The 24,386-nt window shown below is 59.5% G+C and carries 16 protein-coding genes; 15 read left to right on the top strand and 1 reads right to left on the bottom strand.

Annotated elements, in window-relative coordinates; genetic code table 11:
• Positions 1 to 92: 92 nt before the first annotated feature.
• The 12 genes from ACR809_RS06435 (at position 93) to ACR809_RS06490 (ending at position 18,296) form a co-directional block, all read left to right on the top strand.
• Positions 93 to 5,042, top strand: a complete 4,950-nt coding sequence (locus ACR809_RS06435; protein ID WP_122051112.1) for an alpha-2-macroglobulin family protein — start codon at positions 93 to 95, stop codon at positions 5,040 to 5,042.
• Positions 5,043 to 7,367, top strand: coding sequence for a peptidoglycan glycosyltransferase PbpC (pbpC, locus tag ACR809_RS06440; RefSeq protein WP_122051113.1), 2,325 nt, complete (start codon positions 5,043 to 5,045; stop codon positions 7,365 to 7,367).
• A gap of 160 nt (positions 7,368 to 7,527) precedes the next feature.
• Positions 7,528 to 7,959 carry a nucleoside-diphosphate kinase gene (gene ndk / locus ACR809_RS06445; protein ID WP_004144312.1) on the top strand — a complete coding sequence of 144 codons (432 nt, stop codon included), beginning with the start codon at positions 7,528 to 7,530 and terminating at the stop codon, positions 7,957 to 7,959.
• A gap of 483 nt (positions 7,960 to 8,442) precedes the next feature.
• A complete protein-coding gene (locus ACR809_RS06450; protein ID WP_002913894.1) occupies positions 8,443 to 9,609 on the top strand; it encodes a bifunctional tRNA (adenosine(37)-C2)-methyltransferase TrmG/ribosomal RNA large subunit methyltransferase RlmN in 1,167 nt (388 codons plus the stop codon).
• A 276-nt stretch (positions 9,610 to 9,885) separates the two neighbouring features.
• The gene (gene rodZ, locus ACR809_RS06455; RefSeq protein WP_004149336.1) at positions 9,886 to 10,881 is read left to right on the top strand and encodes a cytoskeleton protein RodZ; all 996 of its coding nucleotides are present in this window, start codon (positions 9,886 to 9,888) and stop codon (positions 10,879 to 10,881) included.
• A gap of 26 nt (positions 10,882 to 10,907) precedes the next feature.
• Positions 10,908 to 12,029 carry a flavodoxin-dependent (E)-4-hydroxy-3-methylbut-2-enyl-diphosphate synthase gene (gene ispG, locus ACR809_RS06460; protein ID WP_002913892.1) on the top strand — a complete coding sequence of 374 codons (1,122 nt, stop codon included), beginning with the start codon at positions 10,908 to 10,910 and terminating at the stop codon, positions 12,027 to 12,029.
• A 91-nt stretch (positions 12,030 to 12,120) separates the two neighbouring features.
• The gene (gene hisS / locus ACR809_RS06465) at positions 12,121 to 13,395 is read left to right on the top strand and encodes a histidine--tRNA ligase (RefSeq protein ID WP_004149335.1); all 1,275 of its coding nucleotides are present in this window, start codon (positions 12,121 to 12,123) and stop codon (positions 13,393 to 13,395) included.
• Between the two features lie 34 nt (positions 13,396 to 13,429).
• Positions 13,430 to 14,050 carry a YfgM family protein gene (locus ACR809_RS06470; protein WP_002913890.1) on the top strand — a complete coding sequence of 207 codons (621 nt, stop codon included), beginning with the start codon at positions 13,430 to 13,432 and terminating at the stop codon, positions 14,048 to 14,050.
• Positions 14,051 to 14,060: 10 nt separating this feature from the next.
• A complete protein-coding gene (gene bamB / locus ACR809_RS06475; RefSeq protein ID WP_004180889.1) occupies positions 14,061 to 15,239 on the top strand; it encodes an outer membrane protein assembly factor BamB in 1,179 nt (392 codons plus the stop codon).
• A gap of 113 nt (positions 15,240 to 15,352) precedes the next feature.
• Positions 15,353 to 16,831, top strand: a complete 1,479-nt coding sequence (gene der, locus ACR809_RS06480) for a ribosome biogenesis GTPase Der (protein ID WP_004144309.1) — start codon at positions 15,353 to 15,355, stop codon at positions 16,829 to 16,831.
• A gap of 117 nt (positions 16,832 to 16,948) precedes the next feature.
• Positions 16,949 to 18,028 (top strand): Gfo/Idh/MocA family oxidoreductase, encoded by a 1,080-nt coding sequence (locus ACR809_RS06485; protein ID WP_122051114.1) that lies wholly within the window; start codon positions 16,949 to 16,951, stop codon positions 18,026 to 18,028.
• A gap of 49 nt (positions 18,029 to 18,077) precedes the next feature.
• Entirely contained in the window at positions 18,078 to 18,296 is a 219-nt protein-coding gene (locus tag ACR809_RS06490) for a zinc ribbon domain-containing protein (protein WP_004201901.1), read from the top strand.
• On the opposite strand, the gene xseA is transcribed toward ACR809_RS06490, so the two are convergent.
• Positions 18,280 to 19,671: an exodeoxyribonuclease VII large subunit gene (xseA, locus tag ACR809_RS06495; RefSeq protein WP_049118298.1), complete on the bottom strand. Its 1,392-nt coding sequence runs from the start codon at positions 19,669 to 19,671 to the stop codon at positions 18,280 to 18,282. The two genes, ACR809_RS06490 and xseA, sit on opposite strands and share 17 nt — an antisense overlap.
• A 158-nt stretch (positions 19,672 to 19,829) precedes the next feature.
• Between xseA and guaB the strand changes: the two genes are divergently transcribed.
• The 3 genes from guaB to ACR809_RS06510 all read left to right on the top strand — a co-directional run bounded on the left by guaB (position 19,830) and on the right by ACR809_RS06510 (position 24,383).
• On the top strand, positions 19,830 to 21,296 hold the full coding sequence (guaB, locus tag ACR809_RS06500) for an IMP dehydrogenase (RefSeq protein WP_004151980.1): 1,467 nt from the start codon (positions 19,830 to 19,832) through the stop codon (positions 21,294 to 21,296).
• Positions 21,297 to 21,363: 67 nt separating this feature from the next.
• Positions 21,364 to 22,941: a glutamine-hydrolyzing GMP synthase gene (guaA, locus tag ACR809_RS06505; RefSeq protein WP_004151979.1), complete on the top strand. Its 1,578-nt coding sequence runs from the start codon at positions 21,364 to 21,366 to the stop codon at positions 22,939 to 22,941.
• Positions 22,942 to 23,132: 191 nt separating this feature from the next.
• Positions 23,133 to 24,383 carry a tyrosine-type recombinase/integrase gene (locus tag ACR809_RS06510; protein ID WP_122051115.1) on the top strand — a complete coding sequence of 417 codons (1,251 nt, stop codon included), beginning with the start codon at positions 23,133 to 23,135 and terminating at the stop codon, positions 24,381 to 24,383.
• The last annotated feature ends 3 nt before the right edge of the window (positions 24,384 to 24,386 follow it).

A 24,386-nucleotide genomic window follows, 5' to 3' on the forward strand; every position in this document is an offset into this window, starting at 1 on the left:
GAAACCCGCTTCGTCACTGTTGAGAAGCGCCGCCATAACGCATAATAAATGTGACAAATTGCATCAGGCTCATCGGCCGAGGGGTTAGAAGGATGAAACCATTTCGTTTAGCGGCGCTATCACTGGCGCTCCTTACCGCATTTTCATTAACCGGGTGTGATGACAGCGGTACACCGCAGGCCTCGGCCCCGGCGCCAGCCGCGGATAGCAACCCAGGCGCGACGGCAAAACCGGACCGCGCCCAGCTGGCGGCGCTGGCGGAAAAAAGCCAGGGTAAAGCGCTGACGCTCCTCGACGCCTCGGAGGTGCAACTGGATGGCGCCGCGACCCTGGTGCTGACGTTTTCCGTCCCGCTGCAGCCGGACCAGGATTTCTCGCGCAGCGTGCATCTGGTCGACAAGAAAAGCGGTAAGGTGGACGGTGCCTGGGAGCTGGCGCCGAATCTGAAAGAGCTGCGTCTGCGTCACCTTGAGCCAAAGCGCGAGCTGATTGTCTCGGTCGACCCGACGCTGACCGCCCTGAACAAGGCGACGCTCGACAAACCGTTTGAGAAGACCCTGACCACCCGCGATATCGCACCGAGCGTTGGGTTTGCCAGCCGCGGCTCGCTGCTGCCGGGCAACGTGATCGCCGGGCTGCCGGTGATGGCGCTTAACGTCGATAATGTCGACGTTAATTTCTTCCGCATTAAGCCGGAATCGCTCTCCGCCTTTGTCAGTCAGTGGGAATACCGTAACTCGTTAAGCAACTGGGAATCTGATGAACTGCTGAAGATGGCGGATCTGGTCTACAGCGGCCGCTTCGATCTCAACCCGGCGCGTAATACTCGCGAAAAGCTGCTGCTGCCGCTGAGCGACATCAAGCCGCTCCAGCAGCCTGGCGTCTACGTGGCGGTCATGAACCCGGCGGGCCGTTATAGCTACAGCAACGCGGCGACGCTGTTTACCCTCAGCGATATCGGCGTCTCGGCGCATCGCTACCATAACCGGCTGGACGTTTTTACCCAGAGTCTGGAAAACGGCGCCGCCCAGTCGGGTATTGAGGTGCAGTTGCTCAATGCCAAAGGGCAGACCCTGGCGGAAGCGAAAAGCGACAGCCAGGGCCACGTCACCCTGCAAACCGATAAAGAAGCCGCGCTGCTGCTGGCGCGCAAAGAGGGGCAGACCACGCTCCTCGACCTCAAGCTGCCGGCGCTGGATCTGGCGGAATTCTCTATCGCAGGCGCGCCCGGCTTTAGCAAACAGTTCTTTATGTTTGGCCCGCGCGATCTCTATCGTCCCGGCGAAACGGTGATCCTTAATGCGCTGTTGCGCGATAGCGACGGCAAGCCGCTGGCGGAGCAGCCGGTGAAACTGGAGGTGGTTCAGCCGGACGGCCAGGTGATCCGCTCGGTGATGAGTAAACCAGTGAATGGCCTGTACCAGTTTACTTATCCGCTCGACAGCGGCGCGGCTACCGGCATGTGGCACATTCGCGCCAGCGCCGGCGACAATCAGCCGCGCGAATGGGATTTCCACGTTGAAGACTTTATGCCGGAACGCATGGCCCTGAACCTGACGCCGCAGGCCGCGCCAGTCGCGCCGGATGCCGACGTCACCTTTGGCGTTAGCGGCGCTTATCTCTACGGCGCGCCGGCCAGCGGCAACCAGCTGCAGGGCAAGCTGTTCCTGCGCCCGCTGCGCGACGCCGTCGCTGCGCTGCCGGGCTTCCAGTTCGGCGATATTGCGGAAGAAAACCTCTCCCGTAGTCTGGATGAAGTCCAGCTGACGCTGGACGAAAAAGGCCATGGCGAAGTGACCACCTCAAGCCAGTGGCAGGATAGCCACTCGCCGCTGCAGGTGGTGCTGCAGGCCAGCCTGCTGGAATCCGGCGGTCGCCCGGTGACCCGTATGGTTAAGCAGCCGATCTGGCCCGCCGAAGCGCTGCCGGGGATCCGCCCGCAATTTACGCTGAAGGACGTTTACGATTACCGCACCGATACCACCGTCAAACAGCCGGTGGTGGATGAAAACAGTAACGCCGCGTTTGATATCGTCTATGCCGACGTCAAAGGCGAGAAAAAAGCGATCTCCAGTCTCCAGGTGCGGCTGATCCGCGAGCGGCGCGACTACTACTGGAACTGGTCCGACAGCGAAGGCTGGCAGTCGCAGTTCGATCAAAAAGATCTGCAGGAGGGCGAGGAGTCGCTGGACCTGCAGGCCGGCCAGATCGGCAAAGTGAGCTTCCCGGTGGAGTGGGGATCCTATCGCCTGGAGGTGAAAGGACCGGACGACGTGGTCAGCAGCGTGCGCTTCTGGGCGGGCTACAGCTGGCAGGATAACAGCGAAGGCGCCGGCGCGGCGCGTCCTGACCGGGTCACCATGAAGCTGGATAAACCGAGCTATAAACCGGGCGACACCATCAGGCTGCACATCGCCGCCCCGGCGGCGGGTAAAGGCTACGCAATGGTGGAATCCAGCGAAGGGCCGCTGTGGTGGCAGGAAATTGACGTCCCGGCGGAGGGGATGGACCTGTCGATCCCGGTGGATAAAACCTGGAATCGCCACGACCTCTACCTCAGCACGCTGGTGGTTCGTCCCGGCGATAAATCGCGCTCGGCAACGCCGAAACGCGCGGTGGGCCTGCTGCATCTGCCGCTGGGCGATGAAAACCGTCGCCTGACGCTGGCGCTGGAGGCCCCGGACAAAATGCGCCCCAACCAGCCGCTGACGGTGAAAGTGAAAGCCAGCGTCAAAGAGGGCGAGGCGCCGAAACAGGTCAATGTCCTGCTCTCGGCGGTGGATAGCGGGGTACTGAATATCACCGATTACGCTACCCCGGATCCGTGGAACGCCTTCTTTGGCCAGAAGCGTTACGGCGCAGATATCTATGACATCTACGGCCAGGTGATCGAAGGGCAGGGACGTGTGGCCAGCCTGCGCTTCGGCGGCGATGGCGACGAGTTAAAACGCGGCGGCAAACCGCCGGTCAACCACGTGACTATCGTCGCCCAGCAGGCGCAGCCGGTGGTATTGAACGATCAGGGCGAAGGCAAGGTGACGTTACCCATTGGCGATTTTAACGGCGAGCTGCGGGTGATGGCCCAGGCGTGGACGGCGGATGACTTCGGCAGCAGCGAAGATAAAGTGGTGGTGGCCGCCCCGGTCATCGCCGAGCTGAACACTCCGCGCTTCCTCGCCAGCGGCGATACTACACGGCTGGCGCTGGATCTCAGCAATCTGACCGATAAACCGCAAACCCTGCAGGTACATCTTACCGCCAGCGGGCTGGTGACCTTGACCGAGGGCCAACTGCCGCCGGTGCAACTGGCGCCGGGGGCGCGCAGCACGCTGTTTATACCAGTGAGCGCGCTGGCGGGCTTCGGCGATGGTCAGGTTAATGCCACCATCAGCGGCCTGAGCCTGCCGGGCGAAACCTTCGCCCCGCTGCAAAAACAGTGGAAAATCGGCGTGCGTCCGGCGTACCCGGCACAGACCGTCAACAGCGGTGCAGTGCTGCAGCCAGGTGAAAGCTGGCAGCCGCCGGCGGCGCAGAGCCAGGGCTTTGCCCCGCAAACGCTGCAGGGCCAACTGCTGCTCAGCGGTAAACCACCGTTGAATCTCGCCCGCTATATCCGCGAACTGAAAGCCTATCCTTACGGCTGCCTTGAGCAGACCGCCAGCGGCCTGTTCCCGTCCCTGTATACCAGCGCGGCGCAGCTAAAGGCGCTGGGCATTAGCGGGGACAGCGACGAAAAACGCCGCGCGGCCATCGATGTCGGTATTTCACGCCTGCTGCAGATGCAGCTGGAAAACGGCGGCTTTGCGCTATGGGATAGAGAGGGGCCGGAAGAGTACTGGCTGACCGCCTACGCCATGGACTTCCTCGTGCGCGCCAGCGAGCAGGGCTATAGCGTACCGGTCAACGCCATTAATAAAGGTAACGAACGCCTGCTGCGCTATCTGCAGGAGCCGGGCCTGATGACCGTGCGCTACAGCGACGACGCCCAGGCTAGCCGCTTTGCCGCTCAGGCCTATGCCGCGCTGGTGCTGGCGCGTCAGCAAAAAGCGCCGCTCGGCGCCTTGCGTGAAATCTGGAGCCGTCACGACCAGGCGCGATCCGGCTTGCCGCTGCTGCAGCTCGGCATTGCGCTGAAAACCATGGGCGATGCGCCGCGCGGCGACGCCGCCCTGAAGCTGGCGATTGCCACCCCGCGCCAGGATGAGAATCGTTGGCTGGGCGATTACGGTAGCCCGCTGCGCGATAACGCCCTGAAGCTGGCGCTGCTGGAAGAGAATAAGCTGCTGCCGGAGGTGCAAACTCAGCTGTTAAGCACGCTGTCGGAAGAGGCCTATGGCCAGCGCTGGCTGTCGACCCAGGAAACCAACGCCTTGTTCCTTGCCGGACGTACGCTGGCGGACCTGCCGGGCAGCTGGCAGGCGCAAACCTCGCTGCAGGCGGGGCCGCTGGCCGGCGACAAAGCGCAAACCCGCAATCTCGACGGCGATCGGCTGGCGGCGCTGCAGGTGAGTAATACCGGCAGTCAGCCGCTGTGGCTGCGTCTCGACAGCAGCGGCTATCCACAAAGCGCGCCGCAGCCGGGCGGTAACGTCCTGGGGATTGAACGCACTATTTTCGATACCCAGGGGCAGCAGAAATCGCTGTCTTCACTGCGCAGCGGCGAACTGGTGCTCGTCAAGCTGGAGGTGACCGCCAAACGCAACGTGCCTGACGCGCTGGTGGTTGATCTGTTGCCAGCCGGTCTGGAGCTGGAAAACCAGAATCTGGCCAACAGCAGCGCCAGCCTGCAGGAGAATGGCGACGCGGTGCAAAACCTGCTTAACCAGATGCAGCAGGCGGATATTCAGCATATCGAGTTCCGCGATGACCGTTTCGTCGCCGCCGTCGCTGTCAATGAAGGCCAGCCGGTGACGCTGGTCTATCTGGCGCGGGCGGTGACGCCGGGCACTTATCAGGTCCCGCAGCCGCAGGTGGAATCGATGTATGCGCCGCAGTGGCGGGCGACAGGAGCGGCCAGCGGTCCGCTCACCGTGATGCCGTAAATGCGCGTATTGCCTCGGGTAAAACGCCGCTGGCGCTGGCTGGCGGCGTTTATTTTTCTGCTGTGGCTGGCGGTGCTGGCGGCCGATCGCCTGTGGCCGCTGCCGCTGCATGACGTCACGTCTGCCCGTGTGGTGGTGGCGGAAGACGGGACGCCGCTGTGGCGGTTTGCCGACGCGCAGGGCGTCTGGCGTTATCCGGTCACGCTCGCCGACGTGTCGCCGCGCTATCTGCAGGCGCTCATCCAGTATGAAGACCGCTGGTTCTGGCGCCATCCGGGGGTCAATCCCTTCGCGGTGCTGCGCGCCGCCTGGCAGGATCTTACTTCCGGGCGAGTTATCTCGGGCGGCAGCACGCTTACCATGCAGGTGGCACGCCTGCTTGATCCCCATCCACGCACCTTCGGCGGCAAGCTGCGCCAGCTGTGGCGAGCGCTGCAGCTGGAGTGGCATCTGTCAAAAAGCGACATTCTAACCCTCTATTTGAACCGCGCGCCGTTTGGCGGCACCCTGCAGGGGATCGGCGCGGCCAGCTGGGCCTATCTCGGTAAGCCGCCTGCCAGTCTTAGCTACGGCGAGGCGGCGCTGCTGGCGGTACTTCCCCAGGCGCCCAGTCGTTTACGTCCGGACCGCTGGCCGCAGCGGGCCCAGGCGGCGCGTGATAAAGTGCTTACGCGAATGGTCAGCCAGGGCGTCTGGCCGGAGCAGGCGGTAAAGGAAGCGATGGAGGAGCCAGTATGGCTGTTTCCGCGCCAGATGCCACAGCTGGCGCCGCTTTTTTCACGCCGGGCGCTGGCGACCAGTCGTGATGAAAAGGTGGTGACGACTCTGGATGCCGGACTGCAGCGGCAACTGGAAGATCTGGCGCTGAACTGGAAATCGCGCCTGCCGCCGCGCAGTTCGCTGGCGATGATTGTCGTCGACCACACGGATATGAAAGTTCGCGGCTGGGTGGGCTCGGCGGATATCACCGACGACAGCCGCTTCGGCCATATTGATATGGTCGCGGCGGTACGCTCGCCGGGGTCGGTGCTGAAACCCTTTATCTACGCGATGGCGATGGATGAGGGGCTGATTCACCCGGCATCGCTATTACAGGATGTGCCACGGCGTTTTAGCGATTATCGCCCCGGTAATTTCGACAGCGGGTTTCATGGCCCGGTGAGCGCCAGCGAGGCTCTGGTGCGTTCGCTGAATCTGCCGGCGGTGCAGGTGCTCGAAGCCTATGGACCAAAACGCTTTGCGGCTAATTTACGCAACGCCGGGCTGCCCCTGACGCTGCCCGCTGGCGCAGAGCCGAATCTGTCGCTAATCCTCGGCGGCGCCGGGGCGCGGCTGGAAGATATTGTCGCGGCGTACAGCGCCTTCGCCCGCCATGGCAAGGCGGCGCGGCTGCGCCTGAAGCCGAGCGATCCATTGACCGAGCGCGCGCTGATGTCGCCCGGGGCGGCATGGATCGTCCGGCGTATTTTGGCCGGCGAAGCGCAACCGGTTCCCGATGCCTCGCTGCCGCAGGCGGTGCCGCTGGCGTGGAAAACCGGCACCAGCTACGGCTATCGCGACGCGTGGGCGGTCGGCCTCAATGCGCGATATCTGATAGGCATCTGGACCGGGCGCCCGGACGGTACGCCGGTGGTGGGCCAGTTTGGCTTCGCCAGCGCCGTGCCGCTGCTCAACCAGGTCAATAATCTGCTGCTGGCCCGCCCGGCGATGAGCCGCGGCGGGCTGCCGAGCGATCCGCGCCCGGCAACGGTCAGCCAGGGGACAATCTGCTGGCCTGGCGGGCAGGATCTGCCGGCGGGCGACAGCAACTGTCGTCGTCGCCTGGCCAGCTGGCTTTTGGATGCCAGCCAGCCGCCGACCCTGCTGCTGCCGGGGCAGGAGAGCGTACGCGGGATCCGCTTCCCGGTGTGGCGCAATGAACACGGCGAACGGGTGGCGGCGGATTGTCCCGGCGCTCGGGAAAGCCAGGTCGAAGTCTGGCCGCTGCCGCTGGATCCCTGGCTGCCGGCCAGCGAAAGGCGGCGCGCGCGCCTGGGACCGGCATCGGAGTCATGCCCGCCGTTACAGACTCAGGATACCGCGCCGCTGGTGCTGTCCGGCATCCGTGATGGGGCAGTGATAAAACGTCTCCCGGGTGAGGCGCGGGTGATGTTGCCGCTACAAACCAGCGGTGGGGAGGGGCGGCGCTGGTGGTTTATTAATGGCGAACCGTTAGAGGCCGCCGGCGCAAGAACCACGCTAACGCTGGATAAACCCGGCGAGTGGCAGTTGGTGGTGATGGATGAAGCGGGTCAGACGGCAGCCGCCAGCTTTACCCTGCAATAACCAGGGTAAATTTGTTGTTGGCGGTTTGTGTTTTCAATACTCATCTTATTTTAACAAAATGTTACCTTCATCCGTAGGCAGGGGCGGGGATGCTCATTATAATGCGCGCCAGGCCATACAATCGTATGTGCAACAACAGAACATTTAATTAGAGGTAATCATGGCTATTGAACGTACTTTTTCCATCATCAAACCAAACGCGGTGGCAAAAAACGTTATTGGCAGCATCTTTTCCCGCTTTGAAGCTGCAGGGTTCAAAATCGTCGGCACCAAAATGCTGCACCTGACCGTTGAACAGGCTCGTGGTTTCTATGCTGAGCACGAAGGTCGCCCGTTCTTCGACGGTCTGGTTGAGTTCATGACCTCCGGCCCGATCGTGGTTTCCGTTCTGGAAGGCGAAAATGCGGTACAGCGTCACCGTGACCTGCTGGGCGCCACCAATCCGGCAAACGCCCTGGCGGGTACCCTGCGCGCTGACTACGCTGACAGCTTCACCGAGAACGGCACCCACGGTTCCGACTCTGTAGAATCCGCTGCCCGCGAAATCGCGTTCTTCTTTGCTGAAGGCGAGGTTTGCCCGCGCACTCGCTAATCTCCTGCGTCTTTCACGCCACAGCATTGTTGGCTTCCTTCGCGCACCCCGGTCACATAGTTATCTATGCTCCCGGGGATTTGCGAACTCGCCGTCTCGCTGTGACCTGAAATACTTTGGAGATACAAACCTCGTCTTTTCGACCGTCGCGGCGTTGGCTGCGCGCGTTCACCCCGGTCACATAGTTATCTATGCTCCCGGGGATTAATGAGAGGCTCCTGCCTCTCACCGGAGGCCAGCCTACGGCTGGTCAAATTCGTTCCCGACGAATTTGTCACTTGCTTGCCGCCTTGCGACAATCGAAAAGCCTTAGAGGATTGAGCAGTCAGTTACAGATTTTTTTTCATTGCTTTGTGCAAACGTGGCAATGATGCGCCAGAATTTGTAGAATATAGCGCCCCTGGACGAGCAGTCGCTCTCCGGGGCGTTTCTTTTTCAACCCACCTGGGGCCATAACGTGTAATAACGAGGCCGGAAAATATTATGTCTGAACAAATTGTCACGCCTGATACCGCCGCTCTGACGGTGCCGAACAAAGATGCCAAAATCAACCTGCTGGATTTAAACCGTCAGCAGATGCGCGAGTTTTTCAAAAACATGGGCGAGAAGCCTTTCCGCGCCGATCAGGTGATGAAATGGATGTATCACTACTGCTGCGACGACTTTGATGAGATGACCGACATCAACAAAGTCCTGCGCAGTAAACTGAAAGAAGTGGCGGAGATCCGCGCCCCGGAAGTGGTTGAAGAGCAACGCTCAACCGACGGGACCATTAAATGGGCGATTGCCGTTGGCGATCAGCGCGTCGAGACCGTCTATATCCCGGAAGAAGACCGCGCCACCCTGTGCGTCTCCTCCCAGGTAGGCTGCGCGCTGGAGTGCAAATTCTGCTCCACCGCCCAGCAGGGCTTTAACCGCAACCTGCGGGTATCCGAAATTATCGGCCAGGTCTGGCGCGCGGCGAAGATCGTCGGCGCGGTGAAGACCACCGGCGTGCGTCCCATTACCAACGTAGTAATGATGGGCATGGGCGAGCCGCTGCTGAACCTCAACAACGTCGTTCCGGCGATGGAAATCATGCTCGACGATTTCGGCTTTGGCCTTTCCAAGCGTCGTGTGACCTTGTCTACCTCCGGCGTGGTGCCGGCGCTGGATAAACTCGGCGATATGATCGACGTTGCGCTGGCGATCTCCTTGCACGCGCCGAACGACACCATTCGCGACGAAATCGTCCCGATCAACAAAAAGTACAACATCGAGACGTTCCTCAACTCGGTGCGCGGCTATATTTCGAAGTCCAACGCCAACCAGGGCCGGGTGACCATCGAGTACGTGATGCTGGATCACGTCAACGACGGCACCGAGCACGCCCATGAGCTGGCGGCGCTGCTGAAAGATACGCCGTGCAAGATCAACCTGATCCCATGGAACCCGTTCCCGGGCGCGCCGTATGGCCGCAGCTCCAACAGCCGCATTGACCGTTTCTCCAAAGTCCTGATGGAGTACGGCTTTACGACCATCGTGCGTAAAACGCGCGGCGACGATATCGATGCCGCCTGCGGCCAGCTGGCGGGCGACGTCATTGACCGTACCAAGCGTACGCTGCGTAAGCGGATGCAGGGCGAAGCGATTGACGTAAAAGCGGTCTGACAAATGATGACCCGTGCAGCGCAGGCGGCACGGGTCATATTTATGGCCGATAGCCAGGCGAAATACGCTGATTCGGTTAATAATTACGGTGCGTTTTTGTCGACTTTGAGGCAGTATGTAGCGGCACAACAACCGCTTAGCATTCAATTTTGATTCGTCTCTGTGATCGCGCGGCTGACAGTCCTATACTGTGAGGCTGACGTAGCACAGATGTCTCGCGGCGCCGGCTTTTTCCCGCGCTGAACTTTAAATTTCACGTACCAGTAGTTGTAGCGAATGAATACTGAAGCCACTCAAGATCATCAAGAAGCAAACACCACGGGCGCGCGTCTGCGTCACGCCCGCGAACAACTCGGACTTAGCCAGCAAGCGGTGGCCGAACGCTTATGCCTGAAGGTGTCCACGGTTCGTGATATTGAAGACGATAAGGCCCCCGCCGACCTCGCCTCCACCTTCCTGCGCGGGTACATCCGCTCCTACGCTCGCCTCGTACATATTCCAGAAGACGAGCTGCTGCCGATGATGGCCAAGCAGGCGCCCATCCGCGCGGCGAAAGTCGCGCCAATGCAGAGTTTCTCTTTAGGCAAGCGCCGCAAAAAGCGCGACGGCTGGCTGATGAGCTTCACCTGGCTGGTGCTGTTTGTGGTTATCGGTCTGAGCGGCGCCTGGTGGTGGCAAGACCATAAGGCGCAGCAGGAAGAGATTTCGACCATGGCCGATCAGTCTTCCGCTGAGCTGAACGGCGGCGACGCCAACAGCCAGAACGTGCCGCTGGATACCAGCGCCCCTGCAGCCCCGACCGCCGATAGCGCCGCGAACAGCGCGCCAACCGATACCGCCAGCGCACCGACCACCAGCGCGCCGGCCCAGACGCCAGCGGATAATAACGCTGTCGTGGCCCCTTCCCAGGCCAATGTCGATACCGCGGGGACGACGCCGGCAGCTCCGGCTACCACCCCAGCCTCGCCGTTGCCGACCGATCAGGCGAACGTCACGACTCCGGCGGCGTCGGCGCAGGATCTGGTGATGAACTTTTCCGCCGACTGCTGGCTGGAAGTGAGCGATGCCACCGGTAAAAAACTGTTCAGCGGCCTGCAGCGTAAAGGCGGTAACCTGAACCTGAGCGGTCAGGCGCCGTATAAGCTGAAAATTGGCGCCCCGGCCGCGGTACAGATCCAGTATCTGGGCAAGCCTGTCGATTTAAGTCGTTTTATCAGAACTAACCAGGTTGCGCGTCTGACCCTCAATGCCGAATCATCACCGGCGCAGTAACAGACGGGTAACGCGGGAGATTTTTCATGCATAACCAGGCTCCGATTCAACGTAGAAAATCTAAACGTATTTACGTTGGTAATGTGCCAATTGGCGATGGGGCTCCCATCGCCGTTCAGTCAATGACCAATACGCGCACCACCGATGTGGCGGCGACCGTAAATCAAATCAAAGCGTTAGAGCGCGTAGGCGCGGACATTGTCCGTGTCTCTGTTCCGACGATGGACGCTGCTGAGGCGTTCAAACTTATCAAACAGCAGGTTAACGTCCCGCTGGTAGCCGATATCCACTTTGACTACCGTATTGCGCTGAAAGTGGCGGAATATGGCGTCGACTGCCTGCGTATCAACCCGGGCAACATCGGCAACGAAGAGCGCATCCGCATGGTTGTAGATTGCGCTCGCGATAAAAACATCCCGATCCGCATCGGCGTCAACGCCGGCTCGCTGGAAAAAGATCTGCAGGAAAAATATGGCGAGCCGACGCCGCAGGCGCTGCTCGAATCCGCCATGCGTCATGTCGATCATCTCGATCGTCTGAACTTCGATCAGTTTAAAGTCAGCGTTAAAGCCTCCGATGTCTTCCTGGCGGTGGAATCCTATCGTCTGCTGGCGAAACAGATCGATCAGCCGCTGCATCTTGGGATCACCGAAGCGGGCGGCGCGCGCAGCGGCGCGGTAAAATCGGCGATCGGTCTGGGACTACTGCTGTCCGAGGGGATCGGCGATACGCTGCGCGTCTCGCTGGCGGCGGATCCGGTGGAAGAGATCAAGGTCGGCTTCGATATCCTCAAATCTCTGCGTATTCGTTCCCGCGGCATTAACTTTATCGCCTGCCCGACCTGTTCACGCCAGGAGTTTGACGTTATCGGTACGGTGAATGCCCTGGAGCAGCGTCTGGAAGATATCATCACCCCGATGGATGTTTCGATCATCGGATGCGTGGTGAACGGCCCGGGCGAAGCGCTGGTCTCCACCCTTGGCGTCACCGGCGGCAACAAGAAAAGCGGCCTGTATGAAGACGGCGTGCGTAAAGATCGCCTGGATAACAACGACATGATCGACCAGCTGGAAGCGCGGATCCGCGCCAAAGCCTCGATGCTCGATGAAGCCCGTCGGATTGACGTTCAACAGGTTGAAGCAAAATAACGTGTTGGGAAGCGATACGCTTCCCGTGTATGATTGAACCTGCGGGCGCGAGGCGCCGGGGTTCATTTTTGTATATATAAAGAGAATAAACGTGGCAAAGAACATTCAAGCCATCCGTGGCATGAACGATTATCTGCCGGGCGAAACCGCTCTCTGGCAGCGCATTGAAGGCTCACTGAAGCAGGTGCTCGGTAGCTACGGTTACAGCGAAATCCGTTTGCCGATTGTAGAGCAGACCCCGTTATTCAAACGCGCGATCGGCGAAGTGACCGACGTGGTTGAAAAAGAGATGTATACCTTCGAAGACCGCAATGGCGACAGCCTGACGCTGCGTCCGGAAGGGACGGCGGGCTGCGTACGTGCCGGCATCGAACATGGTCTGCTGTACAATCAAGAACAGCGTCTGTGGTACGTCGGGCCAATGTTCCGTCACGAGCGCCCGCAGAAAGGTCGCTACCGCCAGTTCCACCAGATCGGCGCCGAAGTGTTTGGCCTGCAGGGCCCGGACATCGACGCGGAGCTGATTATGCTGACCGCGCGCTGGTGGCGTGAGCTGGGCATCTCCGAGCACGTCAGCCTGGAGCTGAACTCCATCGGTTCGCTGGAAGCGCGCGCCAACTACCGCGACGCGCTGGTGGCATACCTGGAGCAGTTTACCGATAAACTGGATGAAGACAGTAAACGCCGGATGTATACCAACCCGCTGCGGGTGCTGGACTCCAAAAACCCGGACGTTCAGGCGCTGCTCAACGACGCGCCGGCGCTCGGCGATTATCTTGACGAAGAGTCGAAAGCCCACTTTGCCGGCCTGTGCGCGTTGCTTGACGATGCCGGGATCCGCTACACCGTCAACCAGCGCCTGGTGCGCGGCCTTGATTACTATAACCGCACCGTGTTCGAGTGGGTGACCACCAGCCTTGGTTCCCAGGGCACCGTCTGCGCCGGCGGTCGTTACGACGGCCTGGTTGAGCAGCTGGGCGGTCGCGCTACCCCGGGCGTGGGTTTTGCCATGGGGCTGGAACGTCTTGTTTTACTGGTCCAGGCAGTGAATCCGGAATTTAAAGCCGATCCTGTTGTCGATATATACCTGGTAGCCTCCGGGACCGATACTCAGTCTGCTGCAATGCGTCTGGCTGAGCAGGTTCGCGATGCGCTGCCCGGCGTGAAGCTGATGACCAACCACGGCGGCGGCAACTTTAAGAAGCAGTTCGCCCGCGCTGACAAGTGGGGGGCGCGCGTCGCGCTGGTGGTCGGTGAGTCAGAGATTGCTGACGGAAACGTGGTAGTGAAGGATTTACGCTCAGGTGAGCAAACTACCGTAACGCAGGAGAGCGTTGCCGCGCATTTGCGCACACTTCTGGGTTAATCTCCCGGGAATTATTAGTCAGGAGAAGGACTGCGTGGAAACTTTTAACAACGAGAACGATCAGGTCGATGCGCTGAAGCGTTTCTTTGCCGAAAACGGCAAAGCGCTGGCGGTCGGGGTGATTTTAGGGATTGGCGCGCTGGTTGGCTGGCGCTACTGGACCTCCCATCAGCAGGATACCGCCAGAGACGCGTCGCTGGCTTACGAGAAGGCGACTTCCGCGCTGAAATCGAATACGCCAGAAGTGCTGTCAGGGGCAGAGAAATTCGCGGCTGACAATAAAAATACCTACGGCGCCTTCGCCTCTCTCGAGCTGGCACAGCATTTTGTTGAACAGAACGATCTGCCGAACGCTGAAAAGCAGCTGCAGCAGGGGCTGGCGGCCGCATCTGATGATAATCTGAAATCGGTTATCAGTATGCGTCTGGCCCGCGTTCAGCTGCAAATGAAACAGGCTGATGCGGCGCTGAAAACCCTCGACAGCATCAAAGGTGAGGGCTGGACCGCCATTGTGGCCGATTTGCGCGGCGAAATTCTGTTGAGCAAAGGCGATAAGCAAGGGGCCCGTGCGGCGTGGGAAGCTGGCGTGAAAAGCGATGCTTCTCCTGCGCTCAGCGAAATGATGCGTATGAAAATGAATAATTTGTCCATCTGAGAGGGACTCGATGCAATTGCGTAAATTACTGTTGCCAGGGCTGCTTTCCGTTACCTTGCTGAGCGGGTGTTCGCTGTTTAATAGCGAAGAAGATGTGGTGAAAATGTCACCGCTGCCGACGGTAGAAAATCAGTTTACGCCGTCCACGTCCTGGAGCACCTCGGTTGGCGATGGTATCGGCGAATTTTACTCTAACCTTCATCCGGCCTTTGCCGACGGCGTAGTGTATGCTGCTGACCGTAAAGGCACCGTCAAAGCGCTGAACGCCGACGACGGCAAAGAGGTGTGGTCGGTGAATCTGGCGGAGAAAGATGGTTGGTTCTCGCGCACGCCAGCGCTGCTTTCCGGCGGGGTGACCGTCTCTGGCGGCCATGTTTATATCGGCAGCGAGAAAGCGCAGCTGTATGCGCTGAATACCAGCGATGGTACCGTGGCCTGGCAAACCCGTGTCGCCGGCGAGGCGCTGTCGCGTCCGGTGGTGAGCGATGGCATGGTGCTGGTGCATACCAGCAACGGCCAGCTGCAGGCGCTAAACGAGACCGATGGGGCCGTGAAGTGGACCGTTAACCTCGATATGCCGGCGCTCTCCCTGCGCGGCGAGTCTGCGCCTGCGACCGCCTACGGCGCGGCGATCGTCGGCGGCGACAACGGCCGCGTCAGTGCAGTATTGATGCAGCAGGGGCAGATGATTTGGCAGCAGCGTATTTCTACGGCCACCGGCCCGACGGAAATTGACCGCCTGAACGACGTCGACACGACGCCGATCATCGTTAACGGTGTGGTTTATGCGCTGGCTTATAACGGCAACCTGACCGCGCTGGACCTGCGTAGCGGCCAGATTATGTGGAAACGCGAGCTGGGTTCGGTGAATGATTTCATCGTCGATGGTAACCGTATCTACCTGGTTGACCAGAACGATCGCCTGCTGGCACTGACCACCGACGGCGGTGTAACCCTGTGGACGCAAAGCGATCTGCTGCACCGTTTGCTGACCGCGCCGGTGTTGTATAATGGCAATCTGGTCGTCGGCGATAGCGAAGGCTACATGCACTGGATTAATCCGGAAGATGGCCATTTTGTGGCGCAGCAGAAAGTCGATAGTTCCGGCTTCCTGACCGACCCGGTGGTTGCCGATGGTCGACTGCTGATCCAGGCGAAAGACGGTACGCTGTACGCGATTACGCGTTAATTACCGCTGTCGTGAGTGATTAAGAAACGGCCCCTGGCAGACAGGGGCCGTTTTGACTTTTTTAAAAACGTCGTTAAGACGATGTTGCTTAGTGATTGTATGAGGCATTTAACATGATACCTGTGGTCGCGCTTGTCGGGCGCCCTAACGTTGGAAAATCCACGCTCTTTAACCGCCTGACGCGCACTCGTGATGCGCTGGTTGCGGATTTCCCGGGGCTGACTCGTGACCGTAAGTACGGTCGGGCCGAAGTCGAAGGCCGCGAATTCATCTGTATCGATACCGGTGGTATTGATGGTACGGAAGAGGGCGTGGAAACCCGGATGGCGGAGCAGTCGCTGCTGGCAATCGAAGAGGCCGATGTGGTGCTGTTTATGGTCGATGCGCGCGCGGGCCTGATGCCGGCGGACATCGCGATCGCTAAACACCTGCGCTCTCGTGAAAAGCCCACCTTCCTGGTGGCTAACAAAACCGACGGCATCGACGTCGACCAGGCAATGGCGGACTTCTGGTCGCTCGGTCTGGGCGATATCTATCCGATTGCCGCTTCGCACGGCCGCGGCGTGACCAGCCTGCTGGAGCAGGCCCTGCTGCCATGGGTCGATGAGGTTAATCCGCAGGAAGAAGTGGATGAAGACGCCGAATATTGGGCGAAATTCGAAGCCGAGCAGAATGGCGAAGCGGAAGAAGAGCCGGAAGACGACTTCAATCCGCAGGATCTGCCGATCAAGCTGGCGATTGTCGGGCGTCCTAATGTCGGTAAATCAACCCTCACCAATCGCATCCTCGGTGAAGATCGCGTGGTGGTCTACGATATGCCGGGCACCACCCGTGACAGCATTTATATCCCGATGCAGCGTGACGAGCGCGAATACGTGCTCATCGATACCGCCGGGGTGCGCAAGCGCGGGAAAATCACCGACGTAGTGGAAAAGTTCTCGGTGATCAAAACGCTGCAGGCGATTGAAGACGCCAACGTCGTGCTGCTGGTGATCGATGCTCGCGAAGGGATCTCCGACCAGGACCTCTCGCTGCTGGGCTTTATTCTTAACAGCGGCCGTTCGCTGGTGATCGTCGTTAACAAGTGGGATGGCCTGAGTCAGGAAGTGAAGGAGCAGGTGAAGGAGACCCTCGACTATCGTCTGGGCTTTATCGACTTTGCCCGGGTGCACTTCATCTCCGCCCTGCACGGCAGCGGCGTCGGCAACCTGTTTGAATCGGTACGCGAAGCCTACGACAGCGCTACGCGCCGCGTAAGCACCGCGATGCTGACCCGGATCATGAACATGGCGGCGGAAGATCATCAGCCACCGCTGGTGCGTGGCCGTCGCGTGAAGCTGAAATACGCCCACGCCGGGGGCTACAACCCGCCTATCGTGGTGATCCACGGTAACCAGGTCAAGGATCTGCCGGATTCCTACAAGCGCTATCTGATGAACTACTTCCGTAAATCCCTGGACGTGATGGGCACGCCGATCCGGATCCAGTTCAAGGAAGGGGAAAACCCGTTCGCTAACAAGCGTAACACCCTGACGCCGAACCAGATGCGTAAACGTAAGCGCTTGATCAAGCACATCAAGAAAAGCAAATAATCATTAAACCCGCTTCGGCGGGTTTTTTGTGGCCGCCATGCCGGTAAATGTCAAAACCTTCCGCCATAATCCCGCGATACTTCGCCGGGAACAGAGCGGCTCAAAGGTGGACTTACTATGCAGATTGGTTTTATCGGCCTCGGCGCGGTGGTGGAAACCGCCTATTTACCGGCGCTGCGTCGCCTGGGGGACGTCATCGACCGCTGCCAGGGCTATGACCTGGACTGCAGCAGAGCGCTGCCGGGGATCCAGCGCTGTAGTTCGCTGTCGGCGCTGCTGGCCGAACCCCTGGATACGCTCTTCATTACCACCTCATCACTTCAGCATCTGCCCGTACTGGAGAGGGCGTTAGCCAGCGGCATTTCCCGCATCGTGGTGGAAAAGCCGATCGTGGCCAACCTTGAGCAGGCCGCCCGGCTGCGGGCGCTGCTGGCGCCGACTGAGCAGGCCGCGCGGGTGCTGGCTCTTGACCACTGGATGGCGCGAGGCGTTGCGCTGAACGCTCCTGGCCCGCTGTGGCGGGCGGAAGGGGAGGCCAGCGGCCTGCCTCCGCCGCACCTGTCAGCGCAGGATATCGTCTGGATCGAAGGTTATTTGCAGGAGCCAAGCGGCTTTAACAGCGCTGGTGAGCCGGTCGCACTCAATTTTGCCACCGGGGAGCTGGATACCCGGCAGCTGCGTCACCCTGATGGGGTGATCCTCGATATCGGCACCCATGTCCTGGCGATGCTCCGCGAAACCCTGCACGCCAGCGGAAGCGATACGGCGCTGAGGCTTTCCCTTCGGGTGGCGAAAGACCGCCTCGGCCATGACATTGCTCCTGGGGATAAGAGCACTGCCGAGGGGGAGGCGCATCTGCAGGGAACCCTGGGCACTATCCCGCTCAATATCTGGCTCAACAAATACGCGGGTCCCGCGGGCGGGCAAAAGGGAATGCGAATAGGACTGCGGGACGGGCGAATAATCACCCTCGATCGCGCCCCTGAGGGCGAAGTGGTGACGCTACAGGACGGCGAGCGGGTGCAGCGCTGGACCCGGCCCGGGGCGATCTATACGCACTGTCTTGATGAGCAGATCCTCGGCGCGGATAATTTGTTTATCCGGGCGCCGGACAGCGTGGCCGGGCTAACGCAGCGTAGGCTTGAGGAAGTGGAATGGCTGCTCAGGTTGCAGCAGCAATTACGCGGCCCGCATTAAACCCGGAACATGATAAAATAGGTGCAGATAAACGTTGAAAGGAATGGTTATGGAACTTGATTGCCCTCTGTGCCACGCGCCGTTAGATGTCAAAGGCAGTAGCGCGCATTGCGCCCAGTGCGAAAGGGTGTTTGCCCTTGAGGCCCGCTGCCCGGAATGCCACCAGCCGCTGGAGGTGCTGAAGGCGTGCGGCGCGGTGGATTACTTTTGCCAGCATGGGCATGGCCTGATCTCGAAAAAACGGGTGGAATTTATTCCGCTGGTTTAGTGGGCGAAGGCTTTCTGGCCCGCGTTTTTTTCACCGTCGCGATCTGCTTCACTTCGCTTTCGACCCAGCCGTCTTTCAGGCGGGTGGTGAGCAGATCGCCGGTTTTGACCTGTTTTGTCTGCTTCAGCACCGTACCGTCGCTCACCGAGGTGACGCTGTAGCCCCGCGCCAGGGTGGCTAAGGGGCTCACCGCCTCCAGATGGGTCACCGCGTTGCCAAACCGTTCACGCCGCTCGCTGAGGCGGCCACGCATAATTTCCGCCAGCCGGTATTCCAGTTGCTGGATCCGCGACTGCGCGCGGTGGATCCGTGGCTGCGGGTTGTAGTGATTCAGACGCTGAACGGTGCGCTTTTGCCGCTGTTCTGCGCGCTTAAGCTGTGACTCCACGGCGATACGCATCCGCTGGCGCAGGCGTTCCAGGGCGGTCTGCTGGCGGGCCAAGCGCAGCTGTGGATGCTGTTGCTGCAGGCGATGGAACAGCTGGGTAAAACGGCGCTGGCGACTGGCGAGGAAATAGTCCATCGCCATTTCCAGCCGCTGCTGTCCGGACTGCAGCTGGCGCAGCAGCTCCTGCTGGTTGCGGCTGACGATTTCCGCGGCGGCTGAGGGAGTCGGTGCCCGCAGGTCGGCAACAAAATCAGCGATCGTGACGTCGGTTTCATGGCCGACGGCGCTGACGATAGGGATCTGGCTGGCGAAAATAGCCCGCGCCACCCGCTCATCGTTAAAACTCCACAGATCCTCCAGCGAACCGCCGCCGCGTCCGACAATCAGTACGTCACACTCCTGGCGCGCGTTGGCCAGCGCGATGGCGCGCACAATCTGCCCGGGGGCGTCGTCACCCTGGACCGAGGTTGGGTAGATGATCACCGGCAGCCCGGGATCGCGGCGCCTGAGAACATGGAGAATATCGTGCAGCGCCGCACCGGTTTTCGAGGTGATGACGCCGACGCAGTGGGCGGGGGAGGGGAGCGCCTGCTTATGTTTTTGCTCGAACAGTCCTTCCGCCGTTAACTGCGCTTTCAGCTGCTCATACTTCTGCTGTAATAACCCTTCGCCGGCGGGCTGCATGCTTTCGACGATAATCTGGTAGTCGCCGCGCGGCTCATACAGGGTGATGTTGGCGCGAACCAGCACCTGCTGCCCGTGCTGTGGGCGAAACGTCACCCGGCGGTTGCTGTTGCGGAACATCGCGCAGCGCACCTGGGCGTTATCGTCTTTTAAGGTGAAGTACCAGTGGCCGGAGGAGGGCTGGCTGAAGTTAGAGATCTCGCCGCTGATCCAAACCTGGCCCATTTCGCGCTCAAGCAGCAGACGCACCGTCTGATTGAGGCGGCTTACGGTAAAAATTGCGGGGGATTGAGAGGGTAACATGTGAGCAAGATCAAACTTTAAATCAGCAGGTTATTCAGTCGATAGTAACGCGCTCAGAGGGGATGGCAAGTATTATTTGCAAAAAAGGGTAGATGCAATCGGTTACGCTCTGTATAATGCCACGGCAATATTTATCCACCCTGGTCGAGATATTGCCCATGCTACGTATCGCTAAAGAAGCCCTGACGTTTGACGACGTCCTCCTCGTTCCCGCTCATTCTACCGTTCTGCCGAATACTGCCGATCTCAGCACTCAGCTGACGAAAACCATTCGTCTGAATATTCCTATGCTCTCCGCAGCCATGGATACCGTAACGGAAGCGCGTCTGGCTATTGCCCTGGCACAGGAAGGCGGCATCGGCTTTATTCACAAAAACATGTCCATCGAGCGCCAGGCGGAAGAAGTTCGTCGCGTGAAGAAACATGAGTCCGGCGTGGTCACCGACCCGCAGACTGTTCTGCCGACGACCACTCTGCGTGAAGTGAAAGAGCTGACCGAGCGCAACGGTTTCGCCGGCTACCCGGTGGTTACCGAAGAAAACGAGCTGGTCGGCATCATCACCGGCCGCGACGTGCGTTTCGTCACCGATCTGAACCAGCCGGTCAGCGTCTACATGACGCCGAAAGAGCGTCTGGTCACCGTTCGTGAAGGCGAAAGCCGTGAAGTGGTCTTCGCTAAGATGCACGAAAAACGCGTTGAGAAAGCGCTGGTCGTGGATGAGAGCTTCCACCTGCGCGGCATGATCACCGTCAAAGACTTCCAGAAAGCAGAACGTAAACCGAACGCCTGTAAAGATGAGCAGGGCCGTCTGCGCGTAGGCGCGGCGGTCGGCGCCGGTGCCGGCAACGAAGAGCGCGTAGACGCGTTGGTAGCGGCAGGCGTTGACGTTCTGCTGATCGACTCCTCGCACGGTCACTCAGAAGGCGTTCTGCAGCGTATCCGTGAAACGCGCGCGAAATATCCTGACCTGCAGATCATCGGCGGCAACGTCGCCACTGGCGCAGGCGCACGCGCGCTGGCGGAAGCCGGCTGCAGCGCGGTGAAAGTGGGCATCGGCCCGGGCTCCATCTGTACTACCCGTATCGTCACCGGCGTGGGTGTGCCGCAGATCACCGCTGTTTCCGACGCGGTGGAAGCGCTGGAAGGGACCGGTATTCCGGTTATCGCTGACGGCGGTATCCGTTTCTCCGGCGATATCGCCAAAGCGATCGCCGCCGGTGCGGCGGCGGTGATGGTTGGCTCCATGCTGGCGGGTACCGAAGAGTCCCCGGGTGAAATCGAACTCTATCAGGGTCGCTCTTACAAATCCTACCGCGGGATGGGCTCCCTTGGCGCGATGTCCAAAGGCTCCTCTGATCGCTATTTCCAGAGCGATAACGCCGCTGACAAACTGGTGCCGGAAGGTATCGAAGGTCGCGTGGCCTATAAAGGCCGCCTGAAAGAGATCATTCACCAGCAGATGGGCGGTCTGCGTTCCTGTATGGGTCTGACCGGCTGTGGTACCATTGACCTGCTGCGTACCAAAGCTGAATTCGTACGCATCAGCGGTGCGGGCATTCAGGAAAGCCACGTTCACGACGTGACCATCACCAAAGAGTCCCCGAACTACCGTCTGGGCTCCTGATTTCTTCGCCCGACCTTGCGTCGGGCGATTTATTTACTCTGTTTCACTTGCCTCGGAATTAGCGTCAATGACGGAAAACATTCATAAACATCGCATCCTCATCCTCGACTTCGGGTCTCAGTATACTCAGCTGGTGGCGCGTCGCGTGCGTGAGCTGGGCGTCTACTGTGAGCTGTGGGCATGGGATGTCACGGAAGCACAGATCCGCGAATTTAATCCAAGCGGCATCATTCTTTCCGGCGGCCCGGAAAGCACCACCGAAGAGAACAGCCCGCGCGCGCCGCAGTATGTGTTCGAAGCCGGCGTGCCGGTATTTGGCGTCTGCTACGGCATGCAGACCATGGCGATGCAGCTGGGCGGCCATGTAGAAGGTTCTAACGAGCGTGAGTTTGGTTACGCACAGGTTGAAGTGGTTAACGACAGCGCGCTGGTGCGCGGTATCGAAGATTCCCTGACCGCAGACGGCAAACCGCTGCTGGACGTGTGGATGAGCCACGGCGACAAAGTGACCGCCATCCCAGCGGACTTCGTAACCGTCGCCAGCACCGACAACTGCCCGTTCGCCATTATGGCCAACGAAGAAAAACGCTTCTACGGCGTGCAGTTCCACCCGGAAGTGACCCACACCCGTCAGGGTATGCGTATGCTGGAGCGCTTCGTGCGCGACATCTGCCAGTGCGAAGCGCTGTGGACCCCGGCGAAAATCATTGACGACGCCGTTGAGCGTATCCGTCAGCAGGTTGGCGACGACAAAGTGATCCTCGGCCTCTCCGGCGGTGTGGACTCTTCGGTGACCGCGATGCTGCTGCACCGCGCTATCGGCAAAAACCTGACCTGCGTATTCGTGGACAACGGTCTGCTGCGCCTGAACGAAGCACAGCAGGTGATGGAGATGTTCGGCGACCACTTTGGCCTGAACATTGTTCACGTTGAAGGCGAGCAGCGTTTCCTCGACGCGCTGGCGGGTGAAAGCGATCCGGAAGCGAAGCGTAAAATTATCGGTCGCGTTTTCGTGGAAGTGTTCGACGAAGAAGCGCTGAAGCTGGACGACGTCAAATGGCTAGCGCAGGGTACCATCTACCCTGACGTTATCGAGTCTGCCGCTTCCGCCACCGGTAAAGCGCACGTCATCAAATCTCACCACAACGTGGGCGGCCTGCCGAAAGAGATGAAGATGGGCCTGGTTGAGCCGCTGCGTGAGCTGTTCAAAGACGAAGTGCGTAAGATCGGCCTGGAACTGGGCCTGCCGTACGACATGCTCTACCGTCACCCGTTCCCGGGCCCCGGCCTTGGCGTGCGCGTGCTGGGCGAAGTGAAGAAAGAGTACTGCGACCTGCTGCGTCGTGCGGACGCTATCTTCATCGAAGAGCTGCACAAAGCTGACCTGTATAACAAAGTCAGCCAGGCGTTCACTGTGTTCCTGCCGGTTCGTTCCGTCGGCGTGATGGGCGATGGCCGTAAATACGACTGGGTGGTTTCCCTGCGTGCGGTGGAAACCATCGACTTCATGACCGCGCACTGGGCACACCTGCCGTACGATTTCCTCGGCCGCGTCTCCAACCGTATCATCAATGAAGTGAACGGTATCTCCCGCGTGGTGTATGACATCAGCGGCAAGCCGCCAGCAACGATTGAGTGGGAATGATTAACGGCTACCTTATAGCTAATCATATCTACTCAAATTTAAATGCAACCCTCTGTTTTTACAGAGGGTTTTTCTTTATATAACATCAACACTATTCACTCTATCTCACATTTTTTGACGGTATACCTGACGGTATTACCATTACGGTATACTCTCGTACCGTCAGAAAAATGATGCATCACGGGTGAAATGTGCTTACCGATACCAAACTAAAAAACCTGAAACCGCAGGGAAAAATGTACAAGGTCTCCGATCGCGACGGTCTGTATGTAGCCGTGCTGATCTCAGGCACCATCTCGTTTCGTTACGATTACCGCATCAACGGCCGTCGGGAGACGCTGGTTATCGGTCAGTATGGTCGTGACGGTATCACGCTGGCTGAAGCCAGGGATGAACTGATAGCGGCTAAAAAGCTGCTGAACGCAGGCCAGTCGCCGGCTGCGGCGAAGCGTGACGGTATCAAACGGATCCGCGGCGCCGAAACATTTACGGTACATACCGACGCCTACATGAAACATGTGGTCCTGGCTGACAGTACGCGGGCTATGAAGCAATCAGTAATCGACAGGGATATTCTGCCTGTTCTCGGAAACAAAATGATGTCCGAGATAACGACCCCTATGGTGCGTGATCTTTGCGATCGCATAGTCGAGCGCGGCGGCCGCGCGACGGCAGTTCAGGCGCGTGAAATCATCAGCAGCGTTTACCGGTACGCCAATGACCGCGGGCATGGGTTATTCAACCCGGCCGCAGATATCAAACCTTCAGCGATCGCCATGTTTAAACCGCGTGACCGTTGCCTGCAGCCTGAAGAAATCGGCGTGCTGTTCAGGTCGCTCGATACCGTCAGCACTTTGCCAACCTTAAAACTGGCTGTGAAGCTCATCCTGATCACGATGGTGCGCAAAACCGAGTTCATCATGGCGACGTGGAAAGAGGTGGATTTCAGCAAAGGAACCTGGACGATCCCATCTGACAGGATGAAGGGGAGCCGGTCGCATGTCATCTACCTTCCGCATCAGGTACAGGATCTGATGGTAGGCCTGCAGATGTGTGCCGGCGGGAGTGATTATCTGTTGCCAGGTCGCTACAGCACCAGTAAGCCGTTATCCAATGCCGCTCTTAACTCAGTCATCGATCGCGCGGTTGCTGCTGCAGCGGATGCCGGGGAGAACCTGCAACCTCTAACAGTGCACGACCTGCGGCGCACAGCGAGCACGCTTTTGCATGAAGCGGGATTCCCGTCAGACTGGATAGAGAAGGCGCTGGCGCATGAACAGAAGGGCGTGAGGGCGGTTTACAACAAGGCCGAGTATTCCCGGCAGCGGGCCTACATGCTGCAGCAGTGGGCAAATATGGTTGATGCATGGATAAACGGGGAGCATTACGACCTGGTGCCGTTCTCCCCGTCTGCATTTGAAAAGTGGATGAATGAACAATAGTCC

The organism is Klebsiella sp. CD33 (genome assembly GCF_051992865.1).
In the GTDB taxonomy this organism is placed as follows: domain Bacteria; phylum Pseudomonadota; class Gammaproteobacteria; order Enterobacterales; family Enterobacteriaceae; genus Klebsiella; species Klebsiella pneumoniae.